The organism is Paenibacillus mangrovi (assembly GCF_022898935.1).
GTDB lineage: Bacteria > Bacillota > Bacilli > Paenibacillales > Paenibacillaceae > Paenibacillus_AQ > Paenibacillus_AQ mangrovi.
In genome coordinates this window covers 285,274-310,255 of the sequence record NZ_JALIRP010000002.1, presented here as the reverse complement: position 1 = coordinate 310,255, position 24,982 = coordinate 285,274, and the positions used below count along the sequence as shown (strand labels likewise).

The following is a 24,982-nucleotide window of genomic DNA, read 5'->3' as shown; positions in this document are numbered from 1 at the left end:
GGTAAACAACGTGCAGATTATTACGAATGCCAGCGTGTTGAATGAACAAGGTGAACTGGTCAAAAAGCATATCATCCTGGAGGACGGAGTCATCCGGAGTCTGATCGATGGAGACTCGGCATGGGAGCCGCAGGCAGGAGCCGAAGTGACGGATGCTGCAGGCAAGCTGGTGACGCCAGGGCTGATCGATATGCATGTTCATTTGCGCGAGCCTGGCTTTGAACATAAGGAAACGATTGAAACCGGAAGCCGTTCGGCTGCTAAGGGCGGATTTACAACCATCGCTTGTATGCCAAATACCAAACCGGTAACAGACAATCCGGAAACCGTACAGCTGGTGCTGGATAAGGCTCGCGAAGCTGGACTCGTAAAGGTCCTTCCTTATGCGGCCATTACGGTCCGGGAGCTTGGACGGGAATTGACTGATTTTGCAGCCCTCAAGGCTGCTGGTGCGATCGGATTTACCGACGACGGCGTAGGTGTACAGAACGCGCAAATGATGAAAAACGCCATGCGGATGGCTGCCGAGCTGGATATGCCGGTCATCGCACACTGCGAAGAGAATTCCCTGGTGGAAAAGGGAAGCGTTACGGAAGGCAAATTTGCAGAAAAGCATGGACTAGTGGGGATACCGAATGAATCGGAAGCGATCCATGTCGGCCGGGACATTCTTCTCGCCGAAGCGACGGGAGTCCACTACCATGTGTGCCACGTGAGCACGGAGCAATCCATAAGGCTGATCCGCCAAGCCAAATCAATCGGCATCAAGGTAACTGCAGAGGTATGCCCGCATCACCTGCTGCTGTCCGATGAAGATATTCCAGGCCTTGACGCCAATTGGAAAATGAACCCGCCGCTTCGCTCTCCGCGTGACGTTGAAGCTTGTATCGAAGCACTTCTAGACGGAACGCTGGACATCATCGTAACGGATCATGCTCCTCATACCGAAGAGGAAAAAGCAAAAGGGATGGAAATGGCGCCATTCGGCATCGTAGGCTTCGAGACAGCTTTCCCGCTTCTCTACACGAAATTCGTAGAGACGGGAAAATGGGATCTCGCCATGCTGGTGCGCCGTATGACTGCTGACCCTGCTAAGGTGTTCGGACTGGATACAGGAAGACTGGAAGAGGGAGCACCTGCTGACCTGACCATGATCGACCTGGATACGGAAAAAGAGGTCAATCCTGCAGAGTTCGCGACGAAGGGACGCAATACTCCATTTACCGGATGGAAGCTGAAAGGCTGGCCGGTGAAAACATGGGTGAACGGCAAGGTTGTATGGGCTGATTAAGGCTTGGAACGAAACCAAAGACAGATTCATGAAAGCAAAAGATACAGAATAGATGAATGCTGCAAAAGAACGAACATGAATTGCAGCATCACCAAACATACGTATTTGACAGAGGAGTGAGAGGAATGCAGGCAAGATTGCTTCTGGAGGATGGAACACTGTTTACGGGCAGTGCTTTCGGTGCGGAAGGTGAAAAAACGGGTGAGGTTGTATTCAATACGGGGATTACTGGTTACCAGGAGGTGCTGTCTGATCCATCTTACTGCGGACAGATCGTAACCATGACATATCCGCTGATCGGTAACTACGGAATTACACGTGATGATTTTGAATCTGTGGCGCCATTCGTGCACGGCTTCGTCGTACGCCGTCATGAAACGGTGCCAAGCAACTGGCGCGCGGAATACAGTGTGGACAGCTTGCTGAAAGAATACGGCATCGTGGGCATCAGCGGCATTGATACCCGTATGCTGACCCGCATGATCCGTCAGCACGGAACGATGAAGGGAATTCTCACGACGTCGGCCCAGTCGGTTGAAGAACTAAGAGAGCGTCTGGCGGCAAGCCCGATCTTGACAAATCAGGTTGCTACGGTTTCTACCAAACATGTGTACAGCAGTCCAGGCTCGAGAGAGCGGATCGTTCTGGTAGACTACGGTGCGAAAACAGGCATCCTGCGTGAACTTACGGCCCGCGGTTGTGATGTGGTCGTTGTACCTCAAGATACGACGGCAGAAGAAATCCGCCACCTGAATCCGGACGGAATTCAGCTGTCCAACGGTCCTGGGGACCCGAAAGACGTACCGCATGCGATACGTACCATCCAAGAGCTTCTCGGCGAATACCCGATCTTTGGGATCTGCCTTGGACATCAGCTGTTTGCACTGGCTTGCGGCGCCGATACCGAAGCGCTTAAATTCGGACACCGCGGCGGCAACCATCCGGTTAAAGATTTGAGAACAAATCGCTGCTATATCACTTCCCAAAACCATGGCTATACGGTGAATGAGGAATCGATTGCAGGTACAGAGCTTGAAGTAACACATATCAACAATAATGATAAAACCGTCGAAGGTCTGAAACATAAAAAATATCCGGCCTTCACCGTACAATATCATCCGGAAGCAGCACCAGGTCCGTATGATAATAGCTATCTCTTCGATCAGTTCCTGGAGATGATCAGAGAACACAAACAGCAGAATCCGGCGAACCCGCGCCAGGCTGAGCTTGCTGCAGCCGCGAAAGGAGAACGTTAATCATGCCACTGAATAAACAACTTAAGAAAATCCTCGTTATTGGCTCGGGCCCGATCGTCATCGGTCAGGCGGCGGAATTTGACTACGCAGGCACTCAGGCCTGCGAGGCACTCAAAGAAGAAGGCGTTGAGGTTGTTCTCATCAACAGCAACCCTGCAACGATCATGACAGATACCAATATGGCTGACAAAGTCTATATTGAACCGATTACTCTTGATTTTGTAACACAAATTATCCGTCAGGAGCGTCCAGACGGACTGCTGCCGACACTCGGCGGACAAACCGGCCTGAACATGGCGGTAGAATTGGCGAAGGCAGGCATCCTGGAGCAGGAGAACGTCAAGCTGCTCGGAACCCAACTGACATCCATTGAAAAAGCCGAAGACCGCGACCTGTTCCGCGAGCTAATGCGTGAGCTGGAGCAACCAGTACCGGAAAGTACCATCGTAACGACTCTGGATGAATCGCTTGTATTTGCGGAAGAAGTCGGATATCCGGTCATCGTCCGTCCGGCCTACACGCTTGGCGGAACGGGTGGCGGGATCTGCGCGACCGAAGAAGAACTGCGCGAAACCGTGTCCTCTGGTATCCGTTACAGCCCGATTGGACAATGTCTGATCGAGAAGAGCATCGCCGGTATGAAGGAAGTCGAATACGAAGTAATGCGTGACGCGAACGACAACTGCATCGTGGTCTGCAACATGGAAAACTTCGACCCGGTTGGCGTACACACAGGCGACAGTATCGTCGTGGCACCAAGCCAGACGCTGTCTGACCGCGAGTACCAAATGCTGAGATCGGCCTCCCTGAAAATCATCCGCGCTCTTAACATCGAGGGTGGATGTAACGTACAGTTTGCGCTGGATCCGCAAAGCTACCAATACTATGTTATTGAAGTTAACCCACGGGTAAGCCGCTCTTCGGCCCTTGCTTCCAAAGCAACAGGATACCCGATCGCCAAAATGGCGGCTAAAATCGCCATGGGCTACACACTTGACGAACTCATCAACCCGGTAACCGGGCAAACTTATGCATGTTTTGAACCAACGCTGGACTATATCGTAAGCAAAATCCCGCGCTGGCCTTTCGATAAATTTATCCACGCCAACCGCAAGCTGGGAACGCAAATGAAAGCGACCGGCGAAGTAATGGCGATCGGACGAACATTCGAGGAATCTATCCATAAAGCGATTCGCTCCCTGGAAATCGGCGTACACCGCTTCTACCTAAAAGGGACGGAGGAGCTGAGCGAGGAAGTGCTGAAGGAACGTCTGGTTAAAGTCGACGACGAGCGCATCTTCCTGATCGCCGAAGCCTTCCGCCGCGGCTATGATTTACAAATGATCCAAGATCTGACCAAAGTGGACTGGTGGTTCCTCGACAAGCTACAAGGTCTGATCCATTTCGAAAAGCAGATCCAGCAAAAAGAACTTACTTATGAAACACTGTACGAAGCAAAGCGCATGGGCTTCACGGACCGTGCGATTGCAGAACTGCGCGCTGAGGTCCATGCGGACAACTACACGACTGAAGCTGAAGTGCGCGAGTACCGCATCCAGCATGAGTTGCGTCCGGTATACAAAATGGTAGATACCTGCGCGGCTGAATTCGAAGCTTCCACGCCGTACTACTACTCGACCTATGAAACAGAGAACGAAGTGACAAAATCGAATAAAGAAAAAGTGGTTGTGCTGGGCTCCGGTCCGATCCGGATCGGCCAGGGCATTGAGTTTGACTACTCGACTGTACATGCGGTATGGGCGATTCAAAATGCCGGGTATGAAGCAGTCATCATCAACAACAACCCTGAAACGGTATCTACCGACTTCAGCACCTCAGACAGACTGTACTTCGAGCCGCTGTTCTTCGAAGATGTCATGAACGTCATCGAGCAGGAGAAGCCGATCGGAGTTATCGTACAGTTCGGTGGACAAACTGCCATCAACCTGGCAGCACCGCTGAGTGCAGCAGGCGTTCCGATTCTCGGAACCAGCCTGGAAAGCATTGATGAAGCTGAAAACCGCAAAAAGTTCGAAGCACTGCTCTCTCGTCTTGATATCGCGCAGCCAAAAGGCAGCACGGTGACATCGGTTGACGAAGCGGTAGGTACGGCGCAGTCCCTCGGATATCCGGTTCTTGTGAGACCATCCTATGTCCTTGGCGGACGTGCGATGGAAATCGTATACTCTGACGCTGAGCTGCTGAGCTACATGGAAGAAGCCGTGAAAATCAATCCAGAACATCCGGTACTGATTGACCGCTACATGCTCGGCAAGGAAGTCGAAGTCGATGCAATCTGTGACGGTGAAACGGTGGTCATTCCGGGAATTATGGAGCATATCGAACGCGCAGGTGTGCACTCCGGCGACTCGATCGCGGTTTACCCACCGCAGCATCTGGAGCAGCACCTGAAAGACAAGATCATAAGCATCACGACCCGCATTGCGAAGGAACTGAAAACGATCGGTCTGGTCAACATCCAGTTCGTCATCTACAAAGATGAAGTTTACGTCATCGAAGTTAACCCGCGCTCTTCCCGGACGGTTCCGTTCCTGAGCAAGGTAACAAGCATTCCGATGGCCAATCTGGCGACACAAGCAATTCTCGGCAAAAAGCTGAAGGATCTGGGCTATGAAGAAGGCATGTGGCCGGAAAGCGAATACGTATCGGTCAAAGTACCGGTCTTCTCCTTTGCGAAGCTGCGCAGAGTCGAGCCTACGCTCGGACCAGAGATGAAATCGACAGGCGAGGTTATGGGACGCGATCTGCAGTATGCCAAAGCCTTGTATAAAGGCTTGATCGGGGCAGGCATGAAGATTCCTTCCACCGGAGCGATCATCATCACGGTAGCCGACAAGGACAAAGCCGAAGCGGCCCAGCTGATGAAAGGCTTCAGACGCCTTGGATACAAAATCTATGCGACAGGCGGAACGGCGAAGGCGCTCAGCGATGCTGGAATCCTCGTAACGACGGTTCAAAAGCTCAGCGAAGGCACGCCCAACATTCTGGATCTGATCCGCAACGGAGAAGCGCAATTCGTCTTCAATACGCTGACCAAAGGTAAAACGCCTGAGCGTGACGGATTCCGGATTCGCCGTGAAGCGGTTGAGAACGGGGCTGTATGTATGACCTCCCTCGATACGGTCAGAGCGCTGCTGAACATGCTCGACACGATCAATTTCTCATCCTCCGCGATGCCAGCATTCGCCGATCGCTAGGAGGTACGCACTCATATGAATGAACAATATAAGGAAATGGCGGGCCGCTTAATCGTGGCCCTCGATTACCCGGATGCGAGTCAAGCCAAGAACCTGCTTCAGGAGCTTGAGGGCATTCCATGTTACATGAAGGTGGGCATGCAGCTGTATTATGCTGCAGGCCCGGATTTTGTGCGGGAACTGAAAACCCGCGGCTATAAGGTATTTCTTGATTTGAAAATGCATGATATCCCTAACACGGTGAAGGGTGGAGCTGAAAGCATCACCCGTCTTGGTGTGGACATGTTTAATGTTCATGCGGCTGGCGGCAAGGACATGATGAAGGCTGCTCTGGATGGTGTGGACAAGGCCCTTCAGTCCGATTCAGCCTTGGAAAAGCCACTTGTCATCGCCGTTACGCAGTTGACCAGCACAGGACAGAACGTGCTGAATCAGGAGATTGGCATTCCAGGAACGGTGAAGGACGCGGTCATCCGTTATGCGGAGCTGACCCAGTCAGCAGGTCTTGACGGCGTGGTGGCATCGGCACAGGAATCCGCTGATATCATGAGCGTCTGCGGGAAGGATTTTGTTACCGTAACCCCGGGCATCCGTCCGGCAGGAAGTGATCAGGGCGATCAGAAGCGCGTTCTGACGCCGGGAGAAGCCATTCGGAACGGAAGCAGCTACATCGTCGTCGGACGGCCGATAACGGCGGCTGAGAAGCCGAGAGAAGCTGCTGAACAAATTATTAAGGAGATGTTGGAAGCATGACGAAACTAGCAGAAATCCCTGGTCAAATCGCAGCGTATTTGCTGCAGATCGAAGCGGTGGCGTTGCGTCCGAAGCAGCCCTTTACCTGGACTTCCGGCATCAAGTCCCCAATTTACTGCGATAACCGCCTTACGATGTCTTATCCCGAGATCCGCGAGTATATCGCCGAATCGTTTGCTGCAGTGATCCGCGAGCAGTATCCGGATACCGAAGTGATTGCCGGTACGGCAACAGCAGGTATCCCGCACGCAGCATGGGTTGCGCAGAAGCTGAACCTGCCGATGGCCTATATCCGCGACAAAGCGAAAGGACATGGCAAGGAAAATCAGATCGAAGGTATGATTAAGCCGGGTCAGAAAGTGATCGTCATTGAAGACCTGATCTCAACCGGCGGAAGTTCCATCAAAGCTGCGCTTGCCGTTAAAGACGCGGGAGCTGAGCCTCAAGCCGTACTCGCTATTTTCAGCTATCAGCTGGACAAGGCCGTACAAGCATTCAGCGATGCGGGTATTCCGCTCCAGACGCTGTCAAACTACAGTGCGCTGATGGATGTAGCCTTGGAGCAAGGCATGATCCAGGAAGAGGATGTGGCTGCGCTTAAAGCATGGAGAAAAGATCCTTCCTCTTTCGGCGTGTAATATTTACAATTTATGAATGGCTTCCGCTTCGCTGAAATTTATAAATTCTATAATGTTAACAAAAAGCAGCCCTCGGGCTGCTTTTTGTTATATATCACTTTATTGCGACTTAACGGTTTTAGTGAATCGCACTCTTCTCGAAATTTCCCCCAAGCACGTCCGAAACATGCTCAATCGCGATAAAGGCTTTGGGATCGATTTCATGAACAAGGGATTTCAGCTTCGAAAGCTCAAGGCGGGTAACGACGCAATAGATCATTTGCGTTTCTTCTCCAGAATAGCCGCCGCGTGCATATATGAAAGTCGTTGTGCGCCCAAGACGGTCACGAATTGTTTGGGAAATCTCTTCATATTCGCTAGAGATGATGGTAACCGATTTGGATTCGTTGAGACCCTCTACGACGATATCCATGACCTTTGAAGCCATATAATACGCGAAGATAGAGTACATGGCAGAATCCCATCCGAACACAAACCCGGCGATGATAAAAATAAACACGTTCATGATCATGATGATCTGTCCGACGGGAATGCGGGTCTTTTTTGAAAGCAAAATGGCCACGATTTCCGTTCCGTCCAGCGAGCCGCCAAATCGGATGACGAGGCCGACGCCAAGACCTAAGATCAGACCGCCAAACAACACGGCCAGTATTTTTTCATTGGTAAAGGGCTGAACATCATGTAGGATCTGCGTCATGACTGACATGACGACGATGCCGTACAGTGTAGAGATGGCAAAGGTTTTGCCGATCAGTTTGTAGCCCAGGAACAAAAAGGGAAGGTTGATTATAAAGAGGAAAATCCCGAGAGGGAGCGTTGTAATTTTGGATAAAACAATGGAGATACCAGTGATGCCGCCGTCAATGATATCGTTCGGTACGAGAAATACCTCGAGCGCAACAGCCATTAAGACTGCACCGGCAGTGATAAAAATAAATTTCTTCAATAAGTCGGCGGGAGAGTGCTTCCTGTGTGTTTTTGCCATTCAAATTCCTCGCTTCCAGAAAAGTTTAATATTAAACAACTTAGTTAATATTATTAATATTATAAAATAATTCATAAACAATCTCAAAGAAATCTTAAAGAAAATCCCAAAATGCATGATGTGTGCCTCATCAGGTAACAATAGCCAACGACACCATTTATCATGGCAGAAAGGGGTTAGAAACATGCAATGGGTTTATTTTGGGAAGTTGTATAAGACGAAATTTCAAGCTGGATGCCTCGCGAAAAGACTTGAACAGAATGGCTGGATTTACGGCTATGACGATCCTCATCTGGTCGAAATTTTCCGTTCGCGTAAAGGGAGATATGGTGTTCGCTTTATTCCTTGAAAAACATGAGATATTTTATTCCATAAAAAAATACTTGACGCAGAGCGTGTTTATACTGTATATTAATTCTTGTCGCTATTTACTACTGATTAATGACGCGGGGTGGAGCAGTCCGGTAGCTCGTCGGGCTCATAACCCGAAGGCCGCAGGTTCAAATCCTGCCCCCGCAACCAATTTTACAGTCATTATTTTGATCGATAACATATTTGATCAGGGCCCTTAGCTCAGTTGGTTAGAGCGGTCGGCTCATAACCGACTGGTCGGGGGTTCGAGTCCCTCAGGGCCCACCATATTAGGTATCAAGCGCATTTGCCGGGGTGGCGGAATTGGCAGACGCACAGGACTTAAAATCCTGCGGTAGGTGACTACCGTACCGGTTCGATCCCGGTCCTCGGCATTTACAAGAAAGTGCATTGAAATATGGCTGTATTCGAAAAGCCTCCTTTTGATTCTGATGATTTCCATCAGTGATCGAAAGGAGTTTTTTGTGTTCTAATACAAACGCGGTCTATCTCCTATGAAAGTACGCCGATAAATGTTTTTATTCATTTTTTAGTTGCAAGCTTTCTATAAACGTGATAAATTAAATTTTGTCTGCTGAAACAGCTTATGAATAAATACTTTGCGTGCCGGGGTGGCGGAATTGGCAGACGCACAGGACTTAAAATCCTGCGGTAGGTGACTACCGTACCGGTTCGATCCCGGTCCTCGGCATATCAAGCACATATTTTGAGAAAGTCCGGTGCATAGGGTTGCACCGGACTTTTTTTCGAAGATTTCACACCGGAGAGGAGAATGGTAGAAATGTTTGAAAATGATTGGGATGAGCAGCTGAAGGAGGAAGTGGAGAAGCCGTATTTCAATGATTTGCGTTATGCGCTTGCCAAGGAATATAAACTGCATACGGTTTACCCCGCGAAAGACAATTTGTTTCAAGCGCTGAAGCTGACTTCCTATGAACATACGAAAGTCGTCATTTTAGGACAGGATCCTTATCATGGACCGGGACAGGCGCATGGATTGAGCTTTTCCGTGCTGCCGGGCGTCAGAATACCTCCTTCCCTAAGTAATATCTATAAAGAGCTGCACAGTGATCTTGGAGTGCCTATTCCGAACAACGGATACCTGGTTCACTGGGCGAAGCAGGGGGTTCTGCTGCTGAACACGGTTCTGACTGTCCGCGAGGGACAAGCCAATTCTCATAAGGGACTCGGATGGGAGCGATTTACCGATGCGGTAATCGAAAAGCTAAACGAGCGGGACAAGCCGATGCTCTTTATTTTGTGGGGAAGCCATGCGCAGAAGAAAGGTGCATTCATTGACCGCAAGAAGCATCTGGTACTTGAGTCAGTGCATCCAAGCCCGCTGTCGGTGCATCGCGGATTTTTTGGCAGTCGGCCTTTTTCCAGAACCAATGCGTTTCTCGAGTCGCATAATATGGAACCAATTGACTGGACAATACCTAACCTATAGCATAAACAAAAAAAAGCGGGCCGAGTGGCCCGCTTTTTCATTCCTTTAAGTCTCCATTTTCTCTGAGAGGAACAGCTTGTAGATCCGTACAAAAATGATTTTGGCGATCATATAGACCGGAATGGCGAGAAGTACACCAATAATACCGGCGATGCCGCCGCCGATCAGCAGCAGTACGATCGTTGTCAGCGGATGGATCTCCAGTGATTTGCCGTAAATATACGGAGCGAGCAGGTTATCTTGAACCTGCTGTGCGACTAAGATGACCACAAGCGACCAGAGGGCTGTAGAAGGCGAATCGATAAAGCCGACGATGACGATCGGTATGCCAGCAAGAAAGGCGCCTACATAAGGGATAAAATTAAGGAAAATAGAAATAAACGCCAGCAGCATGGAATACGGTAAGCCAATAATTAGAAAACCGATATACATTAGCACGCCTAGAATGATATTTAGTACGACGCGGCCGACAATGAAGTTACTGATAGCCGAATCGATTTCCAGCAGTGCCTCTTGGCCCTCTTTGCGGTATTTGCGCGGCAGAAAGTGTAGCAGGGACGGTATCAGCTTGCTGCTTTCCTTCAGCATGTAATACAGCACGATCGGCACAGTCGCAAAAATGACCAAGACATTGGAGATGACCGCAATCGCATTGGATATGGAATTGGTCACGGATGCAATTAATTTATTGAGATACTGGATAATCTTCGAAGTCAGTTCCGATTCGCTTGGTAATATTTTTGAGAGTTGGCTGTTTTGCTGTAACTTCTCGAACTGTCTCTGCAGGTCTTGCACAAAATGAGGAGCGTTATTGGCAAAATTGATCAGCTGCTCACGAAGTGTAGGCCATATAGAAATGGAGAACAGGACAATAAGTCCTGCAAATACCAGATAAATCAATAGAATGGAGATGGGCCGAGGCCAACGGTGTTTTGCCAGGAAATTGACGAGCGGCCGCAGGAGGTAATACATAAATCCCGCCAGCATTACCGGAATGATCATGATATTAACCAGTAAAACGATCGGCTTAAAAATAAAACTAACTTTAGTGCCTAGGTAAATAATCAACAATGCGAAAATAATCCCCAGGCATGTACGAAAATATTTGCTCTGCAGCAATTGGAATCCCCCTAGCTTTAATATGTACATTTTAATCTATATTTTTTATATATATACCCCATTAGCCCTTATAACGGTCTTCTGATCATCATGACATCCGTAAGATCAAGGCGTATTTAGCCCTGGAACTCAGGTAATGATCCTTCTGTCCAATCATTCGGCAAACGATATGAATGAGTACAAGGCGAAGGAGGGGAATATCTATGAGTGAAGTGGTTGGTAGCGTTGGATACGGATATGGTGGAGTATTTAACCTATACCTATTGCATAAGAATAACACAAATTATGAGGAAATACGATTCTGGGGAAAACAAAAAGAGCCGTCATTATCAGTCATGATACATGGCTGAAAAAATGGAGTCCGGCTTTGGTAATACAAGGGGCTGTTTGGTGAAATTTAAAAATATGATTACCCGTGTTTAGTAGATAATTCGGCGATTGACCTGAACGGGTGTGCCATAGACTTTGCTGAGCCGCCGCGCTTCTTCAGTGACTTGTGCAAGCATTGCATGCAGGCGCTGGCTTATCGGGTGTATGGTTTCCTTAACTTCTCCGTGTACAATCACATCAAAAACGATCATATTTCTCCACTCCTTGGAATCTATTTTTATTATCTTTGGTTATATTCATGATAAAATAGGGTTGTTAACTGGAGATGAATTTTAGCTTAGAGATTTGTTAATTTTGCTGTTAACATGGCTTTGACAATTAGGAAATATAATAGCTTTTGAGAAGGTACATAAGGGAGGTTGGAAAGATTGGGAAATATCATTAATTTTGCACACCGGGGCTCATCCAAAATTTGTCCGGAGAATACGATGGCTGCTTTTCGAAAGGCTCTGGAGCAGGGCGCTACAGGCATCGAAACGGATGTACAGCTTACCAAAGACGGACAGCTCGTGCTGATTCATGATGAAACGCTTGAGAGAATAACCAGCGGTACCGGATGGGTAAAAGATCATACCCTGAAGGAACTGAAGAACCTCGATGCGGGCGGCAAATTCGATTCTGCTTTTCAGGATGAGCGGATCCCTCTTCTGGACGAGCTTCTGGAGCTCGTAAAGGACACCGAGACGATTGTGAACATCGAGCTGAAAAATGGTGTCATTCTGTATGAAGGCCTGGAGCAGAAGGTCATCGATCGCGTAAGAGCCTTTAACATGAGTGAGCGTGTCGTGATTTCCAGTTTCAATCATTACTCCCTAGTTCTCTGCAAAAAGCTGGCTCCGGAGATCCGGACAGGCATACTGTATATGGAAGGCCTCTACGAACCTTGGGAATACGCTAAAACGATTAAGGCGGACGCTTTGCATGCCTATCATTACGCGGTGCTGCCGGAGTTTGTGCAAGGCGCCAAGACTTCTGGCATGGTGTATCATCCATTTACCGTCAATGACGTTAAAGAGATGCAGCGGTTACTGCAGGCCGGGGTGAACGGAATCATCACCGATTATCCGGATCGGCTCGCAGCACTTTTGGCAGCGAAAGTATAGCTCAGCAGTTGTAAACGAAAATAAACCGGGCCTGCATTAGGCAACCGGTTTATTTGTATTTAGTCACTGTTTTCCTTGCGTTTACGTGCTTCCTCAGAGCCTTCCTCCAAAATATCCTCAATCATGCTGGTGGAAGAGGGATTTTCCGTACCTGGAACAGGAATCGGATCCACTCCAGGGAATCTATTTTCTTCATGGTCATTTTGCTTTTCCATCGCAATCCATTTCCTTTCTGCATCGGTTCCACATAGGTTGAACCAAAGTCTTTCTTCCTATACGGAATCAGCATCCGGCAGACCGCGGGAGGCAAGAAAAAAACCGCTGCAGCATGCAGCAGTTTCAGTTATTTGAATGTAATTAGGCGCGATACATAGCTGACTTCCTCCATGGGAATCCAGAAGGAGCCGAGAGCGGTTCGCATTTTTAGCTTTTCAGGATTACTGGATTGTTCCGGGAAGCCTGTGAGAGTGCTGCCATCCACGCTTTTCACGAAAACCTGATGTCCACGTTTAATGGCAAGTTCAATTTCTTTTTCCATGTGACTATTCTCCTGTTATAAAGACTTTGGAATCATTTTCTATTCCTATCATACGGGAAAAGAAGCTAGATATAAAGTACTTATTTGTTACAATCATGAGAAAATAGACCCAAAAATTAACATGGAATTTACATACTATTTTAAGAGGAAATGCTTGTGTTATACTGGGATCGAAGGAAATATTAGGTAAGTATTGCGGGCATGTAAAATGGTTAGGGCGGACAAGGAGGTTGAACTGCTTACTGCTTGCACAGCGATGATGATTGTTAGTAGAAATGTAGAGGTTAATCGCAATCAAGGATTTCGATATATAACAAAAGAACCCCCACAGCAAGCTGTAGAAGTTTCGGTGTGATGATCTGCAGTGGGCTCGAACCACTGACCCCCACCCTGTCAAGATGGTGCTCTCCCAGCTGAGCTAGCAGATCATAATGGATAATGAAGTATACTTAATATTTTATCAGCGAGCAGAATGGGTGTCAATTATTATTTTGTTTTTTTAAACAAATACATATCAGAATGAGCCCCAGAAGATCGTCATAAGGGGATTTTTGAGGCACCAAAGTAATAGAATCATGTAAAAGCGTTTAAAATGGCTGGTATACCGATTTAAAGGAGTGGCATGGAATGCCCCGAAAAATGTGGTTTCTAGTCTTGGGATGCTGTCTGATGGTAATGCTTGCAGGCTGTTCGAATCAGTCCGATGCAGATAAAGACCTCAGTTCCCCGGTCATGAAGGATGTATACAGCCAGTCGGTCCCGGGAGATGCTTATTCTAAGGGACAAATCTCACCCCCATAATGATATGATGATCATTTTACAAAAAGTAAAAGAGCCAGCTTTTCGCTGACTCTTTTTGTTTTTTTATTCTTCATCCCACTTACGGGAATATCCCTTTTTCGTTACATAAACAAAAGAATAAATTAAAGCTGCAGCGATGACCGCACATATGATAATGGTGGCTCCCATACCCATTTTGTACAATGGACTCCTCTCAGACTTAGATTACTTTGCCTAAACTATACATGAAAATCTTTTTTTTGTATAATAATTCAACCGTATGTTTACTTAGGAAAACAGTAATTTGATATTGAGTGACGAAAGAGAGGACTTCGATCATGGCTGCCGAAATCATCAATGTAACGACGAAAGATCAGCTGCATTATGGACTGGATATACGCAAAAAGGTATTTGTTGAGGAGCAGAAGGTTCCTGTTGACCTAGAAATAGATGAGTACGATGTCATTAGTGAGGACGCACATCATATTCTGGTACAGGATGAAAATGGCGAATATGTCGCTACGGGGCGTTTGATTTATTACAGCAACGACACCGCCAAAATGCAGCGGATTGCCGTGCTTCAGGATTACCGTAAAAGTGGGTACGGACGTATTCTCCTCCTAGCGATGGAAAAACGTGCAAGAGAACTCGGTTTGGCGTATTCCATTCTGGATGCGCAGTGCCAGGCAGAGCCGTTTTATGCCAAGCAGGGTTACGAAACCATCTCTAAGGAGCCGTTTGATGACGCCGGAATTCCGCATGTTCGAATGAAAAAAACCTTGTAAGCCGCATAAACTTATTCCTGTCAGGGGATGCTAATCAAAGCCCAGTGAATGGGCATCTCACCTGACAAAGGAGCGGATGACAATGGGAACTGCAGGCCGTGAGCAATTTATCGCTGTGCAAAAAAACGGTGACGGGGACTTGACCGCCTTCAAAACTTCTTCGGGCCGCGTACTCAGTTATGATGAAGCGATGCAGGAAGTGAAAGCCGGCGCGATTGCCGGTGTCAATGTGTTCAAAGGAAGAGATGGTGGCATGTACATTCGCGGTGATGCGGATGGAGATCCTTCCAACAATTTGGATCAACTGCCCCGTTTTGAATAGAATGATCTAAAGCTTCAGTCGGAGAGCAGGCAGTAATGCCTGCTCTCCGGCTTTTTAATTTTCACTGCCTAAAGCAAGTAAATGTGACCCTGCTCGATAAAATCCATTTCACCGATCTTTCCCAGAAATTCGTTTTTGTTATCTCCATAATGCATTAAGTATGTAATCTTGCGGATATCCTCCGGTAGTGTCATCAGCTCCTCCAGCGTGGTATGAACCTCGCCTCGTCCTTCAAGCTGGCAGTCATGAAAAATCTTGCCGCAGCTCCGTTCTTTCACAAGATATTGCAGTAGGTCAGGATTGAAAATCATGTCGGAGCTGTAAAAAAATCGATCATTGAAATACAAGGAGTAGCTATTTTTGCCCGGGATATGCTCGGTTGGGATCAGCTCGACCTGGATATGCTCGGATATGGAATAAGGCTGATGTGGAGTAAGCGGACATACCTCAAACAGATCCTCCAGCGAGGTAATCTCGCCAGCCTGATACAAACCGCCCTTAAGGGAATGCTCCCAGAGGATGGCAGTCAAGGACTCGGCAATGTAGAGCTTGATTTTACGGTGGAAGGTGAACTTCATCTTAAAAGCCAGCTCTTCGAGTCCCCCGACGTGATCCGCGTGAATATGGGTAATGAGCACCGCGTCCACATCCGCAAAGGATTTATCCAGCTGGTGAAGAGCAAGCGGAGCCGTTACTCCGCAGTCAATCAGCAGCGTGAAATCCCCGTCCTGCAGCAGGGCGTTGTTATTAAAATACTTCCTGGCAAAGGCACTGCCGGTTCCGATCATCTGTAGCTTCAAATTCAACAGAAGCACCTCCTGATGTATTGTCATAATCATTATATACCACGGTTCCACATTGTCATAAAACCCCATACAATGCAGCATAGGCTTTTATGAAATGGGGTTTGATGTATGGTTAAGAAAGGCAAAAAGCCGTCGAAAGCCAAAAGTGATAAAGTCTACAAAGGGATGAGACTTGTCACGTCAGATGTATGTGAAGTCTGTAAAACGCCATGTGCGCGTGGGATGGCTTATGCGGCACGGATGAGGGAACCGGGAGCCGTAGGCAAGGGAGTACCTTGTATTTTGACCAAAGTGAAATAGGGTACGTTTAACGTAAAGAGCCTGTGCGGATGAAGCCGGGCTTTTTACATTTCAATAAGAATAAAAAATCATAATCGAATGTGGAGAAGGACCGCAACTTGCTAACTTACTTTTCGTATATATTTACAACAGCATGAAGGAAATGGAGGGAATTATAGGGTGAAAAATTGGAAAAAGATTGCGGCATGCGTTATTGCTTTCTCTCTGATGGGCGGTACCGTCATGTTCGCGGATTCGGTTTCCCAGAAAATCAGAGTTTGGATCAACGGTCATGAAGTTCAGGACGGCGGCTACGTAATCGATGGTAAAACTTATGTTCCGATCAGAGAATTTGACGGTTTAGTGAATTGGGACGGTGACGCCAACAAGGTGAATTATATCAAGCCTAACGTACATATTTTCCTGTTTAAAGGCGATACCGTATTTGGCAATGTGAATAAGGGCAAGTTGAAATTCAACGTATTCTGTCAGGTGGACAGCCTTTCCGAGCCTGTATCCTCCGTGAAAGTCGCAATTACGGATCCGACAGGTCATGTGAAAGATATTCAATCTCAGGACCTGGGCAGCAATCAAAAGGATAATTTCTGGTTCCGTACGTATGATTTTACGTATGATTTCAAAACGTCTGGTAAATATAAAGTAGGGTTCTATATCAAGGCTTCGAAAAATGATGACTATACATTGGTATCGGAAAAAGTGATTACGGCTCTGAATTAGTCTTTAACGGGCAGCAGGATAAATTGACCAGGACTCTGGTACATGATACGATACGAAGGTATGACTAAATAACCTAAAGTGAGGTTTTTTGTAATGAGCGATCACAACCACGTGCATGACGAAAATTGCAATCATGATCATGAGCATGAGGAATTTGTTCTGGCAATGACTGACGAGAATGGCAACGAGGTGGAGATGGTTCTCGTCGAAACATTTGATGTAGGCGAGAATCTATACGCAGTGCTGCTGGAGCGTGAGAACCCAGAATCAGACGGCATTATTTTACGCATCGAAGAAGAGGGCGACGAAATGATGCTTTACAATATTGAGGACGAACAAGAATGGAACGAAGTTGAAGCGGCTTACAATGAGCTCGTCGCTCAACTGGATTCTGAAGACTAAGATTTTCCTAACAATAAACCCGGTACCGCATGAGGCGGCGCCGGGTTTATTTAGTGTATTCTGGAACGCAAAAGCGGCTCAGATTAGAATATCGGATTGGTTTCCACGATCACCTTGACGTTGTTGATGTAACGGTCTTCTGGGCCTTTCACTGGCAGCCCTACGTCTACGTGATCTACAATGTAATCGATATTGTCCTGGGAGATGACTTCGCCTGGTAGCAGGATCGGAATACCGGGAGGATAGACGTAAATGAACTCGGCAATGATCCGTCCCGCCGATTCCTTGAAAGGAATGACTTCGGTATCCCCGTAAAAAGCGTCTCTCGGAATGAGGGACAGCTGAGGGATTTCCGGAATTTTGACGATTAGCTCATTAGCAGTGTTGACATTATAATACGTCGCGGCAAGCTCCCGAAGAGCCGTCAGCAGGGTGGACACTGTTTCCTCATTGTCGCCCGGCGTTACCAGGCAAAGAATATTGTACATATCGCTGAGTTCCACTTCGAGATTATAATGCTCACGCAGCCAGTTTTCCGTTTCATATCCGGTAATGCCCAGATGACGGACATGAATGGTCAGCTTAGTCGGATCGTAATCAAATGTGGCTTCACCTCCGAGAATCTCATCCCCGAAGCAGTAGAGCCCTTCGATTTGATTGATGATGCGGCGGGCGTTTTGAGCCAAATCAATTGTTCTTTGAGCCATTTCATGGCCGTTGATCGCCAGATTGCGTCTTGATGAATCAAGTGACGCGAGCAGGATATACGAGGTGGAAGTTGTTGTCAGCATACTGATGATCGTCTGAACGCGCTGCGGGTTCACAAAACCGTTTTTCGTATTGAGATTGAGTACCGAGCTCTGCGTCATGGAGCCTCCGAGCTTGTGTACGCTGGTCGCTGCCATATCGGCACCGGCTTCCATTGCAGACATCGGAAGATCCTGATGGAAATGAATAAGCACACCATGGGCCTCGTCGACGAGGACAGGAACATGCCGGCTGTGGGCAAGATCCACAATTTCCTTCAGGTCGGCGCATACGCCAAAATAGGTTGGGTTGATCACCAGTACTGCCTTGGCATCCGGATGGCGGTCCAGAGCACGCTGTACGGATTTGGTGGTGATGCCGTGATCGATACCCAGGTTCTCATCGCGTGCCGGAGATACGAATACCGGCTTCGCACCGGAGAAAATAATGGCGGACATGACCGACTTGTGCACGTTGCGCGGTACAATGATTTTGTCACCAGGCGAGCACATGGAGAGGATCATGGTCATAATGGCACCACTTGTCCCCTGTACGCTGAAATAAGTATAGTCAGCACCGAAGGCGTCGGCTGCAAGCTTCTGCGCCTCTTCAATGACGCCTGTCGGTTGATGGAGGTCATCCAGCGGCGCAATATTGATCAAATCTATGGATAGGGCGTTATCACCTATAAACTCTCTGAATTCGGTGTCGGTTCCCATGCCCTTTTTGTGTCCGGGAATGTGAAATTGTACGGGATTGCTGGCCGCATGTTCCTTCAGAGCAGTAAAAAGCGGCGTACGGCGGTGGTCCATTTTATGCTGTCACAACCTTTCCTCTGTTAAAATTACAAGGATGAGTATAGCAAAATGGGGGGCGATTGCAAGCGTGCATTTCGTTAAGGGTGAAAATATGGAAGGATAATGGGGCACAATATAAATAGGCATCATTACATAAAGGGCTTGCCATTACGAGTAGAGGATGTGAAAAGAGATGCCGCAAGCAGAAGGAGCAGCTGCCATAAAATGGTTTAAATCTCCGTTTTTTATCGGACTGCTCGTTATCATTTTTCTTGTTGAGTTCATGAAAGGAGCGCTGCTCGTGGCGGTGCTGCCCGTATATATGAAGAATTCGCTCGGGCTGTCGGCACACACGATCGGTATCGCATTTTCCCTGCAGTACATAGGTGACAATCTCTTCCGAAGTCCCTTCGGCTGGATCGGAGAGAGACTGGGTTACCGCAAAACGATGGCCGGGGCCTTGCTCATGACGGTCATTGCTGTGTGCATTATTGCGTTTTCCTCCGGCGCCTTTTGGCTGACGGTTGCATGTTTCATCCTCGGCCTGGGCACTTCCCCGCTATGGCCGACCGCGATGTCGGGAACGACGGAAATCTCGGGACCGAATAACAGCAACGGGCAGGCGATGGGAACGCTTGAGATAGCTTTGCTCGCTGGTACGGGAACGGGACCTATCGTTATGAATTTTTTATTGGAGTGGACGAGTAATAATTATCACACGGCGTTTCTCGTTTTAATCGGGGTTGGAGTGATTCTGGTGATGGTGGCGATGATGCTTCCTTCCAAAGTCAAAATTCCGCTTCAATCAGCGGCTGTATCCGCAGCGGAGGCCGGCAAGGGCTTTTTTGCTGTGATGAAACACAAGCTTGTTCAATTATGGGAAAACGTGAAGAAAACGCTGCATGAGGTTAGGCATACGCTGAAGGTAAGCTGGATGGTCTATCCGGCGCTGTTTCTGCAGTCCTTTGTCATTGGACTTCTCAGCCCGGTCATTACTCTTTACGTGCAAAATGAGCTTCATCTTTCGCCCAATATGTTCAGTCTGTTGCTTGTTGCTGGTGGAGGAATTACGGCGCTGGCGCTCATACCATGCGGGAAGCTGGTCGATCGTTTCGGCACTACGCCTTTTTTGAATTTCGGATTTGTGCTGGCTGCATTCTCGCTCAGCGTCTTTTCGTTTGTCCACTCCTTGGGCATGGTATTTGTCTTTGTATGTATTACCGGTATCAGCTACGCGATGATCCTGCCAGCCTGGAACACCTTTGTGGCGCATTTGGTTCCAGAGGGTGAACGCGGTGCGGTCTGGGGATTTTTTCTAACGCTGCAGGGCTCCGGCATGGTTGTTGGACCCATCGTATCAGGCCAGCTCTGGGATCACGCCGGGCACTCAACTCCGTTTATTGCCAGCGCGATCGTTATGGCCCTGCTGTTCGTCATCCACTTTGTACTCTCGCGCAGAATGAAGCCTGCGGTTTGAGAAACAAAAGCTGCATGTATGGTTAAAATGCAAAAGCTGTGCCCGAATCCGGGAATGAACCCGGCGGGTACAGCTTTTTTCGTATTTAAATTTAAAATGCCATTTTGTACAACGGAAGCAGTTTTTCAAATGTAGACTGGATGACGGATAAGAGCTCCGGTCCGTTTTCCAGAACGGCTTCTCCTCTAGGAATGCGTAGTCCGCATAGAACCTCGGATTTTTTGACTTTGTCGAGTTTTACGGCCATTTGGGTAAAATCTTTGGAACTCATTTTAGAATGCGGCGTAAAGCCGGGATCCATATGGTCCATGGACCAGTAGAAATCCTCCGGAAGGCTCTTTTTCACCTTGCTGAGGTTTTTCTCCAGATGCTTGGCGAAGATCGCCTTGTTCGAACTCTCATAGATCACGGCAAAAATAATAAACAGGTGGGATTCGAACATTCCGACCTGGAAATGCGGCAGTGCTTTATAGCCCCTTTTGTTCGCTGCCCAGGCAACCCAGGTGTCATTGGGCGGATTAATGGTGCGGCGGGCATGCTTCGCGACATGGGGAAACATTTCTTCGCCGCAAAGTGCGGAAAGAAATGGAGCGATCTCTCCTCCCAGCGTTTCCAGCTTGGGTCTTACGTTCTCAATCAAAGCCTCCATTCGGGGCTCCAGCCCGGGTACGGTGAATACGTCAAAATCCTGCGGCTTAAATCCTTCAAACGGCATGCAGCGGCCTCCTCTGTCAAATACGGTGCAAAGTTTGTCCTATTATAGCATACCCCGGGTGCCTGTTTGGCCAAGGTGTAGAAGAGGTAAAAATAGTCAATAAACCAAGTTACCGTTACATAAGATAAAGTATAAAATAGAACAAAGCACTTAATCAATTCAATCAGGATTTTAGCGGAAAATCCGAATTTAGCCGCTCCGAGGTGTATATAGACGAACGAACAGGTTTTTACCTATATATTGCTTCGTGGGACTCACTCTCTATGGATTGTTGCAAAAAATCCTCTATACCAGGTTTATTCGGAAAGAGCGGTCCAATACTGAAGGAGGGAGTGCCGTGAACAAGAGCTATGAAGTGGAATACTGCAATTTGGAGCTTCGGTTTAATCGGCGGCATATTCAGGACCTGATTAAGGATTTGATTCAAGAGGGGTATTCCCTGTACTGGAGCGAGAACGAATCAATATTCATCGTTTCCGTCAGAACGGGGCGTAAACTTGTCAAGCTGCGGTTTAATCGGACCAAAAACGGTTATAAGATGGTTGGGGATTATATGATCCGTGATGCTAAGCTAGGGGAATGGATGGAGAAGCTGATCGAGGATACCCGTGGACATGCGGTTGTAAAGCGATTTAAGGACCGTCAGATCCTGGTGGAGAGCATTTTATTCGGCGAAGTTATCCGTTTGGTTGAAATATCCGGATATCAGCAGCGGGTGCTGTATCAAAAGGGGCCGTTCATGACGGAGCAGGAAATTTCCAAGCTGTATTTTTCTAATGAGGGTGAAATTCGCCTGCAGCTCCTGCGGCTTGAGGTCGATGACGAACTGGAATGTCTGTACGATGCGCTTCAAAACGGGGATGCCGAAAAGGCGGAGCTTTGCCGGAAGAAACTCTCTGATCTTTCGAAGCAGCTGCTCATGCTTGAATGGTAAAGACCTATTCGTATTACAATATACAGCAGTGATGTAAGCACCTCAGCCGCGGCGGGGTGTTTTGTCACGATATCATTTGAAGACTGAGGGGTTCACTTTCACACGTAAACACGCTAAAATAGTTGTATTCTAATTTTCAAACACAAATATAGAGGTAAAGGATGGAGAACCATATGTCGAAGCAACAAATCGGTGTCATTGGCCTTGCCGTTATGGGCAAAAACCTGGCTCTCAATATCGAAAGCAGAGGCTTTACTGTTTCCGTGTTCAACCGTTCCCCGGAGAAAACAGAAGCTCTTCTCGAAGAAGCGAAAGGCAAAAAGCTGACAGGTACTTTCTCCATTGAGGAATTTGTCGAGTCCCTTGAAAAGCCGCGCAGAATTTTGATCATGGTACAAGCCGGTAAAGCAACCGACGCAACCATTGAGCAATTGATTCCGCATCTGGATCAAGGTGATATCATTATCGACGGAGGCAACGCATACTTCCCAGATACGCAGCGCCGCAGCAAAATGCTGGAGGAAAAAGGCTTCCGCTTTATCGGTGCAGGGGTTTCCGGCGGTGAAGAAGGAGCTCTTAAAGGACCTTCCATCATGCCTGGCGGACCAAAAAGCGCTTATGAGCTGGTAGAACCAATCCTGACTTCGATTTCCGCCAAAGTGAATGGTGAACCATGCTGTACATATATCGGACCTGACGGTGCCGGCCATTACGTTAAAATGGTGCATAACGGCATCGAATACGGCGACATGCAGCTGATCGGCGAAGCCTATCACCTTCTGAAAGACGTGCTGAACCTTGGCGCTGAGGAACTGCATGAAATTTTCAGCGACTGGAACAAAGGTGAGCTTGACAGCTACCTGATCGAAATTACGGCCGACATCTTCGCGCAAAAGGATGAAGACACAGGTAAACCGATGGTTGACGTTATTTTAGACGCAGCCGGACAGAAAGGAACAGGAAAATGGACAAGCCAGAGCTCACTGGATCTCGGAGTGCCTTTGTCCATGATTACCGAATCGGTATTCTCCCGCTTCCTGTCCGCTATGAAGGAAGATCGTGTAGAAGCAAGCAAAATTCTGAGTGGTCCGAATGCGGAAGCATTCCAAGGCGACAAAGCCGAATTCATCGAAAATGTCCGCAAAGCATTGTTTGCGAGCAAAATCGTATCCTACGCTCAAGGCTTCGCTCAGCTGCGTGTGGCATCCGACGAGTACGGCTGGGATCTGAAATACGGTGAGCTTGCTAAAATCTGGCGCGGCGGCTGCATTATCCGCTCCCGCTTCCTGCAAAACATTACCGATGCTTACGAGAAGGACCCAGGCCTTAAAAACCTGCTGCTTGATCCTTTCTTCAAAGATATTATTGAAAATTACCAAGGCGCATGGCGTTCTATCATATCCGCAGCTGTCAGCCGCGGCATTCCGGTACCGGGCTTCTCCAGTGCACTTGCTTATTTCGACAGCTATCGCACAGAAAGACTGCCTGCGAACCTGCTCCAGGCGCAGCGAGACTACTTCGGTGCCCATACTTTCAAACGCGTGGACAAGGAAGGCGTCTTCCACCACAACTGGATTCAGGAATAACAGGCAGAAGCTGCTCTCGTTATTCTCGGGTAACCGGCGGGATAAGGCCATGCATGGCTTCTTGCAAGCATGTGCGGATCCGCTCATCTTGAGCATGACCAGTCGTGGCGCGGCTGAGCAGTAGCAGCGCCGCCTCGCCAAAGTACTGAAAATTCTGTAATAACCGTGGCTTAGTGAGTTCCAGCAGCGCTGGTTCTCCCTGAGCCACTTTTTGTTGTACATAATGCAATACCCAAAGCATGTCTTCCCTACAAAGTATATGCCTTGGATTTGCAATCTCATTGATCCTTGCAGTGGTTTCGGGTGAATAGGAACGGGATTCTGGCATGGCGGATACTTTCCACTCCTCACGTACTCCTGATTTTCTATGATGTATATGATAGACTTGCAGAAAATAGAATTCTTTTCTTTAGAAGAGAGGCATTTGCGAGATTGTCGAAAGTTTTTGGGCTGTGTTATGATATGAAAAAGCTTGAGGAATGCATGGAAACAAGAGGGGTGTAGCATTGAGCCAGACGAAACAAAATATCATATTAATCGGTATGATGGGGACCGGAAAATCGACGGTTGGCGGGATATTGGCGGAACATCTCGGCTATACGCTTGTAGATCTGGATGCAGCCGTTGTGTCCGAGGCGGGGATGACAATTCCGGAGATATTTGAGCTGCATGGGGAAGCTTTCTTCCGTAAGGTAGAAACAGATATGCTCTGCAAGGTGTTGTCATCCGGCAATCGTCAGATTGTAGCTACAGGCGGAGGAGCGGTACTAAAGCCTATCAATTGTGAACTGATGGTTGATGGAGGATTTGTTGTTGCACTAACCGCAGAGGCGGAGATGATCATCGACCGGGTGAAAGGCGACAGCAACCGACCGTTGCTCGCAGGAAACGCCGAGGAACGGATCCGTACGATACTTGAGGAGCGGAAACAAGCCTATCAATTCGCCCATTGCACGGTGGATACGAGCCGCTTGGGTGCGGATGAAGTCGCGCAGCAAATTTTAACGCATTACCGCGTCTAAGCTTTTTATGGTAATATTAAAGGAAAGCCTAATTGCACGGGTAGGCGGCCCTGCATCCAAAAAAATCGGCAAGCCCTTGAAAAAGGCCTGCCGATACATACAGCTTATTCTTCTTCGTTCCACTGAAGCATGCCGCCGATCATATTCGTGCATTCGATGCCATACTGCTGCAGGAATTGGCAGGCTCTCATGCTGCGGCCGCCGCTGCGGCAGATCATGATGACCTCGCCTTCCTTCGGAATTTCATCCAGACGGTCAGGGATTTGTCCGAGAGGAATATGTTTGGCTCCGCTGATCATACCTTGAGCGACTTCATCGTCTTCACGGACATCGATCATCTGCAGGGATTCGCCGGCCAGAAGGCGCCGTCTGAGTTCGGACGGTTCTATTTCATAAATGGGTGTCATTTGAGATAACCTCTTTTCAGATTTTTATTATGTAATTATTCCATCATAACCAGGCTCTAAACGGGCTGTCAA

Annotated in this window: 29 protein-coding genes and 5 tRNA genes; 23 read left to right on the top strand and 11 right to left on the bottom strand. The window is 48.0% G+C overall.

From position 1 onward, the window contains the following. Positions 1-10 precede the first annotated feature (10 nt). The 5 genes from MUG84_RS06210 to pyrE all read left to right on the top strand — a co-directional run bounded on the left by MUG84_RS06210 (position 11) and on the right by pyrE (position 7,156). Entirely contained in the window at positions 11-1,291 is a 1,281-nt protein-coding gene (locus MUG84_RS06210) for a dihydroorotase (RefSeq protein WP_244721896.1), read from the top strand. Positions 1,292-1,416: 125 nt separating this feature from the next. Further along, on the top strand, positions 1,417-2,547 hold the full coding sequence (locus tag MUG84_RS06205; protein WP_244721893.1) for a carbamoyl phosphate synthase small subunit: 1,131 nt from the start codon (positions 1,417-1,419) through the stop codon (positions 2,545-2,547). A gap of 2 nt (positions 2,548-2,549) precedes the next feature. Beyond that, entirely contained in the window at positions 2,550-5,765 is a 3,216-nt protein-coding gene (gene carB, locus MUG84_RS06200; protein WP_244721889.1) for a carbamoyl-phosphate synthase large subunit, read from the top strand. A 15-nt stretch (positions 5,766-5,780) separates the two neighbouring features. Continuing rightward, the gene (gene pyrF / locus MUG84_RS06195) at positions 5,781-6,518 is read left to right on the top strand and encodes an orotidine-5'-phosphate decarboxylase (protein WP_280521199.1); all 738 of its coding nucleotides are present in this window, start codon (positions 5,781-5,783) and stop codon (positions 6,516-6,518) included. After that, positions 6,515-7,156: an orotate phosphoribosyltransferase gene (pyrE, locus tag MUG84_RS06190; protein ID WP_244721886.1), complete on the top strand. Its 642-nt coding sequence runs from the start codon at positions 6,515-6,517 to the stop codon at positions 7,154-7,156. The genes pyrF and pyrE overlap by 4 nt, the downstream gene beginning before the upstream one ends. A gap of 118 nt (positions 7,157-7,274) precedes the next feature. On the opposite strand, the gene MUG84_RS06185 is transcribed toward pyrE, so the two are convergent. Beyond that, positions 7,275-8,141 (bottom strand): YitT family protein, encoded by an 867-nt coding sequence (locus tag MUG84_RS06185; protein ID WP_244721884.1) that lies wholly within the window; start codon positions 8,139-8,141, stop codon positions 7,275-7,277. Positions 8,142-8,325: 184 nt separating this feature from the next. On the opposite strand from MUG84_RS06185, the gene MUG84_RS06180 reads away from it, so the two are divergent. The 6 genes from MUG84_RS06180 to MUG84_RS06155 all read left to right on the top strand — a co-directional run bounded on the left by MUG84_RS06180 (position 8,326) and on the right by MUG84_RS06155 (position 9,963). Continuing rightward, positions 8,326-8,490 carry a hypothetical protein gene (locus tag MUG84_RS06180; RefSeq protein WP_164766572.1) on the top strand — a complete coding sequence of 55 codons (165 nt, stop codon included), beginning with the start codon at positions 8,326-8,328 and terminating at the stop codon, positions 8,488-8,490. 96 nt (positions 8,491-8,586) lie between these two features. Further along, positions 8,587-8,663: transfer RNA gene (locus tag MUG84_RS06175), tRNA-Met, on the top strand. A 40-nt stretch (positions 8,664-8,703) separates the two neighbouring features. Then, positions 8,704-8,780, top strand: a tRNA-Ile gene (locus MUG84_RS06170). Positions 8,781-8,801: 21 nt separating this feature from the next. Then, positions 8,802-8,887: transfer RNA gene (locus tag MUG84_RS06165), tRNA-Leu, on the top strand. A 231-nt stretch (positions 8,888-9,118) separates the two neighbouring features. Further along, a tRNA-Leu gene (locus MUG84_RS06160) sits at positions 9,119-9,204 on the top strand. 81 nt (positions 9,205-9,285) lie between these two features. Next, positions 9,286-9,963, top strand: coding sequence for a uracil-DNA glycosylase (locus MUG84_RS06155; protein WP_280521198.1), 678 nt, complete (start codon positions 9,286-9,288; stop codon positions 9,961-9,963). A gap of 45 nt (positions 9,964-10,008) precedes the next feature. Here the strand turns inward: MUG84_RS06155 and MUG84_RS06150 are convergent, their stop codons facing one another. After that, positions 10,009-11,082, bottom strand: a complete 1,074-nt coding sequence (locus tag MUG84_RS06150) for an AI-2E family transporter (RefSeq protein ID WP_244721882.1) — start codon at positions 11,080-11,082, stop codon at positions 10,009-10,011. A 203-nt stretch (positions 11,083-11,285) separates the two neighbouring features. Between MUG84_RS06150 and MUG84_RS06145 the strand changes: the two genes are divergently transcribed. Continuing rightward, positions 11,286-11,432 (top strand): hypothetical protein, encoded by a 147-nt coding sequence (locus MUG84_RS06145; RefSeq protein ID WP_244721881.1) that lies wholly within the window; start codon positions 11,286-11,288, stop codon positions 11,430-11,432. A gap of 69 nt (positions 11,433-11,501) precedes the next feature. Here MUG84_RS06145 and MUG84_RS06140 read toward each other — a convergent pair whose 3' ends face one another. Then, entirely contained in the window at positions 11,502-11,663 is a 162-nt protein-coding gene (locus tag MUG84_RS06140) for a mechanosensitive ion channel protein MscL (protein WP_244721880.1), read from the bottom strand. A 177-nt stretch (positions 11,664-11,840) separates the two neighbouring features. On the opposite strand from MUG84_RS06140, the gene MUG84_RS06135 reads away from it, so the two are divergent. Next, on the top strand, positions 11,841-12,575 hold the full coding sequence (locus MUG84_RS06135; RefSeq protein WP_244721879.1) for a glycerophosphodiester phosphodiesterase: 735 nt from the start codon (positions 11,841-11,843) through the stop codon (positions 12,573-12,575). Between the two features lie 59 nt (positions 12,576-12,634). On the opposite strand, the gene MUG84_RS06130 is transcribed toward MUG84_RS06135, so the two are convergent. The 3 genes from MUG84_RS06130 to MUG84_RS06120 form a co-directional block, all read right to left on the bottom strand. Then, on the bottom strand, positions 12,635-12,790 hold the full coding sequence (locus tag MUG84_RS06130) for a hypothetical protein (RefSeq protein WP_244721877.1): 156 nt from the start codon (positions 12,788-12,790) through the stop codon (positions 12,635-12,637). 128 nt (positions 12,791-12,918) lie between these two features. Continuing rightward, positions 12,919-13,113 (bottom strand): hypothetical protein, encoded by a 195-nt coding sequence (locus tag MUG84_RS06125; RefSeq protein WP_244721875.1) that lies wholly within the window; start codon positions 13,111-13,113, stop codon positions 12,919-12,921. Between the two features lie 355 nt (positions 13,114-13,468). Then, positions 13,469-13,541 (bottom strand) — tRNA-Val (locus tag MUG84_RS06120). Positions 13,542-13,740: 199 nt separating this feature from the next. Between MUG84_RS06120 and MUG84_RS06115 the strand changes: the two genes are divergently transcribed. The 3 genes from MUG84_RS06115 to MUG84_RS06105 all read left to right on the top strand — a co-directional run bounded on the left by MUG84_RS06115 (position 13,741) and on the right by MUG84_RS06105 (position 15,000). Next, positions 13,741-13,914 carry a hypothetical protein gene (locus MUG84_RS06115; RefSeq protein ID WP_244721872.1) on the top strand — a complete coding sequence of 58 codons (174 nt, stop codon included), beginning with the start codon at positions 13,741-13,743 and terminating at the stop codon, positions 13,912-13,914. A gap of 317 nt (positions 13,915-14,231) precedes the next feature. Beyond that, on the top strand, positions 14,232-14,678 hold the full coding sequence (locus tag MUG84_RS06110; protein ID WP_244721870.1) for a GNAT family N-acetyltransferase: 447 nt from the start codon (positions 14,232-14,234) through the stop codon (positions 14,676-14,678). A gap of 82 nt (positions 14,679-14,760) precedes the next feature. Next, on the top strand, positions 14,761-15,000 hold the full coding sequence (locus MUG84_RS06105; RefSeq protein WP_244721863.1) for a DUF3892 domain-containing protein: 240 nt from the start codon (positions 14,761-14,763) through the stop codon (positions 14,998-15,000). 68 nt (positions 15,001-15,068) lie between these two features. Here MUG84_RS06105 and MUG84_RS06100 read toward each other — a convergent pair whose 3' ends face one another. After that, positions 15,069-15,806, bottom strand: coding sequence for an MBL fold metallo-hydrolase (locus tag MUG84_RS06100; protein WP_244721862.1), 738 nt, complete (start codon positions 15,804-15,806; stop codon positions 15,069-15,071). A 108-nt stretch (positions 15,807-15,914) separates the two neighbouring features. Here MUG84_RS06100 and MUG84_RS06095 point away from each other — a divergent pair, with 108 nt between their 5' ends. The 3 genes from MUG84_RS06095 (at position 15,915) to MUG84_RS06085 (ending at position 17,225) form a co-directional block, all read left to right on the top strand. Continuing rightward, a complete protein-coding gene (locus tag MUG84_RS06095) occupies positions 15,915-16,106 on the top strand; it encodes a hypothetical protein (RefSeq protein WP_244721860.1) in 192 nt (63 codons plus the stop codon). A gap of 207 nt (positions 16,107-16,313) precedes the next feature. Continuing rightward, the gene (locus MUG84_RS06090; protein WP_244723315.1) at positions 16,314-16,823 is read left to right on the top strand and encodes a copper amine oxidase N-terminal domain-containing protein; all 510 of its coding nucleotides are present in this window, start codon (positions 16,314-16,316) and stop codon (positions 16,821-16,823) included. A 93-nt stretch (positions 16,824-16,916) separates the two neighbouring features. Then, positions 16,917-17,225, top strand: a complete 309-nt coding sequence (locus MUG84_RS06085; protein ID WP_244721858.1) for a DUF1292 domain-containing protein — start codon at positions 16,917-16,919, stop codon at positions 17,223-17,225. 83 nt (positions 17,226-17,308) lie between these two features. Here MUG84_RS06085 and MUG84_RS06080 read toward each other — a convergent pair whose 3' ends face one another. Continuing rightward, positions 17,309-18,784, bottom strand: a complete 1,476-nt coding sequence (locus MUG84_RS06080; protein WP_244721855.1) for an aminotransferase class I/II-fold pyridoxal phosphate-dependent enzyme — start codon at positions 18,782-18,784, stop codon at positions 17,309-17,311. A 178-nt stretch (positions 18,785-18,962) separates the two neighbouring features. Between MUG84_RS06080 and MUG84_RS06075 the strand changes: the two genes are divergently transcribed. After that, positions 18,963-20,246 carry an MFS transporter gene (locus MUG84_RS06075; RefSeq protein ID WP_244721850.1) on the top strand — a complete coding sequence of 428 codons (1,284 nt, stop codon included), beginning with the start codon at positions 18,963-18,965 and terminating at the stop codon, positions 20,244-20,246. A gap of 91 nt (positions 20,247-20,337) precedes the next feature. Here MUG84_RS06075 and MUG84_RS06070 read toward each other — a convergent pair whose 3' ends face one another. After that, positions 20,338-20,961 (bottom strand): DUF1054 domain-containing protein, encoded by a 624-nt coding sequence (locus MUG84_RS06070; RefSeq protein WP_244721846.1) that lies wholly within the window; start codon positions 20,959-20,961, stop codon positions 20,338-20,340. A gap of 337 nt (positions 20,962-21,298) precedes the next feature. On the opposite strand from MUG84_RS06070, the gene MUG84_RS06065 reads away from it, so the two are divergent. Beyond that, positions 21,299-21,895: a hypothetical protein gene (locus MUG84_RS06065; protein ID WP_244721843.1), complete on the top strand. Its 597-nt coding sequence runs from the start codon at positions 21,299-21,301 to the stop codon at positions 21,893-21,895. A gap of 173 nt (positions 21,896-22,068) precedes the next feature. Further along, positions 22,069-23,481, top strand: coding sequence for an NADP-dependent phosphogluconate dehydrogenase (gene gndA, locus MUG84_RS06060; RefSeq protein ID WP_244721840.1), 1,413 nt, complete (start codon positions 22,069-22,071; stop codon positions 23,479-23,481). A 19-nt stretch (positions 23,482-23,500) separates the two neighbouring features. On the opposite strand, the gene MUG84_RS06055 is transcribed toward gndA, so the two are convergent. Further along, the gene (locus tag MUG84_RS06055; protein ID WP_244721836.1) at positions 23,501-23,809 is read right to left on the bottom strand and encodes a hypothetical protein; all 309 of its coding nucleotides are present in this window, start codon (positions 23,807-23,809) and stop codon (positions 23,501-23,503) included. A gap of 178 nt (positions 23,810-23,987) precedes the next feature. Here MUG84_RS06055 and MUG84_RS06050 point away from each other — a divergent pair, with 178 nt between their 5' ends. Next, the gene (locus MUG84_RS06050) at positions 23,988-24,503 is read left to right on the top strand and encodes a shikimate kinase (protein WP_244721833.1); all 516 of its coding nucleotides are present in this window, start codon (positions 23,988-23,990) and stop codon (positions 24,501-24,503) included. 104 nt (positions 24,504-24,607) lie between these two features. Here the strand turns inward: MUG84_RS06050 and MUG84_RS06045 are convergent, their stop codons facing one another. Continuing rightward, entirely contained in the window at positions 24,608-24,910 is a 303-nt protein-coding gene (locus MUG84_RS06045) for a rhodanese-like domain-containing protein (protein WP_244721830.1), read from the bottom strand. Between the last annotated feature and the right edge of the window lie 72 nt (positions 24,911-24,982).

Excerpts from the sequence above, each read along its gene's own strand:
- MUG84_RS06205 (WP_244721893.1), top strand. The coding sequence starts at position 1,417 with ATGCAGGCAAGATTGCTTCTGGAGGATGGAACACTGTTTACGGGCAGT.
- carB (WP_244721889.1), top strand. The coding sequence starts at position 2,550 with ATGCCACTGAATAAACAACTTAAGAAAATCCTCGTTATTGGCTCGGGC.
- pyrF (WP_280521199.1), top strand. The coding sequence starts at position 5,781 with ATGAATGAACAATATAAGGAAATGGCGGGCCGCTTAATCGTGGCCCTC.
- pyrE (WP_244721886.1), top strand. The coding sequence starts at position 6,515 with ATGACGAAACTAGCAGAAATCCCTGGTCAAATCGCAGCGTATTTGCTG.
- MUG84_RS06185 (WP_244721884.1), bottom strand. The coding sequence starts at position 8,141 with ATGGCAAAAACACACAGGAAGCACTCTCCCGCCGACTTATTGAAGAAA.
- MUG84_RS06180 (WP_164766572.1), top strand. The coding sequence starts at position 8,326 with ATGCAATGGGTTTATTTTGGGAAGTTGTATAAGACGAAATTTCAAGCT.
- MUG84_RS06155 (WP_280521198.1), top strand. The coding sequence starts at position 9,286 with ATGGTAGAAATGTTTGAAAATGATTGGGATGAGCAGCTGAAGGAGGAA.
- MUG84_RS06145 (WP_244721881.1), top strand. The coding sequence starts at position 11,286 with ATGAGTGAAGTGGTTGGTAGCGTTGGATACGGATATGGTGGAGTATTT.
- MUG84_RS06140 (WP_244721880.1), bottom strand. The coding sequence starts at position 11,663 with ATGATCGTTTTTGATGTGATTGTACACGGAGAAGTTAAGGAAACCATA.
- MUG84_RS06130 (WP_244721877.1), bottom strand. The coding sequence starts at position 12,790 with ATGGAAAAGCAAAATGACCATGAAGAAAATAGATTCCCTGGAGTGGAT.
- MUG84_RS06125 (WP_244721875.1), bottom strand. The coding sequence starts at position 13,113 with ATGGAAAAAGAAATTGAACTTGCCATTAAACGTGGACATCAGGTTTTC.
- MUG84_RS06115 (WP_244721872.1), top strand. The coding sequence starts at position 13,741 with ATGCCCCGAAAAATGTGGTTTCTAGTCTTGGGATGCTGTCTGATGGTA.
- MUG84_RS06110 (WP_244721870.1), top strand. The coding sequence starts at position 14,232 with ATGGCTGCCGAAATCATCAATGTAACGACGAAAGATCAGCTGCATTAT.
- MUG84_RS06105 (WP_244721863.1), top strand. The coding sequence starts at position 14,761 with ATGGGAACTGCAGGCCGTGAGCAATTTATCGCTGTGCAAAAAAACGGT.
- MUG84_RS06095 (WP_244721860.1), top strand. The coding sequence starts at position 15,915 with ATGGTTAAGAAAGGCAAAAAGCCGTCGAAAGCCAAAAGTGATAAAGTC.
- MUG84_RS06090 (WP_244723315.1), top strand. The coding sequence starts at position 16,314 with ATGGGCGGTACCGTCATGTTCGCGGATTCGGTTTCCCAGAAAATCAGA.
- MUG84_RS06085 (WP_244721858.1), top strand. The coding sequence starts at position 16,917 with ATGAGCGATCACAACCACGTGCATGACGAAAATTGCAATCATGATCAT.
- MUG84_RS06080 (WP_244721855.1), bottom strand. The coding sequence starts at position 18,784 with ATGGACCACCGCCGTACGCCGCTTTTTACTGCTCTGAAGGAACATGCG.
- MUG84_RS06075 (WP_244721850.1), top strand. The coding sequence starts at position 18,963 with ATGCCGCAAGCAGAAGGAGCAGCTGCCATAAAATGGTTTAAATCTCCG.
- MUG84_RS06070 (WP_244721846.1), bottom strand. The coding sequence starts at position 20,961 with ATGCCGTTTGAAGGATTTAAGCCGCAGGATTTTGACGTATTCACCGTA.
- gndA (WP_244721840.1), top strand. The coding sequence starts at position 22,069 with ATGTCGAAGCAACAAATCGGTGTCATTGGCCTTGCCGTTATGGGCAAA.
- MUG84_RS06055 (WP_244721836.1), bottom strand. The coding sequence starts at position 23,809 with ATGCCAGAATCCCGTTCCTATTCACCCGAAACCACTGCAAGGATCAAT.
- MUG84_RS06045 (WP_244721830.1), bottom strand. The coding sequence starts at position 24,910 with ATGACACCCATTTATGAAATAGAACCGTCCGAACTCAGACGGCGCCTT.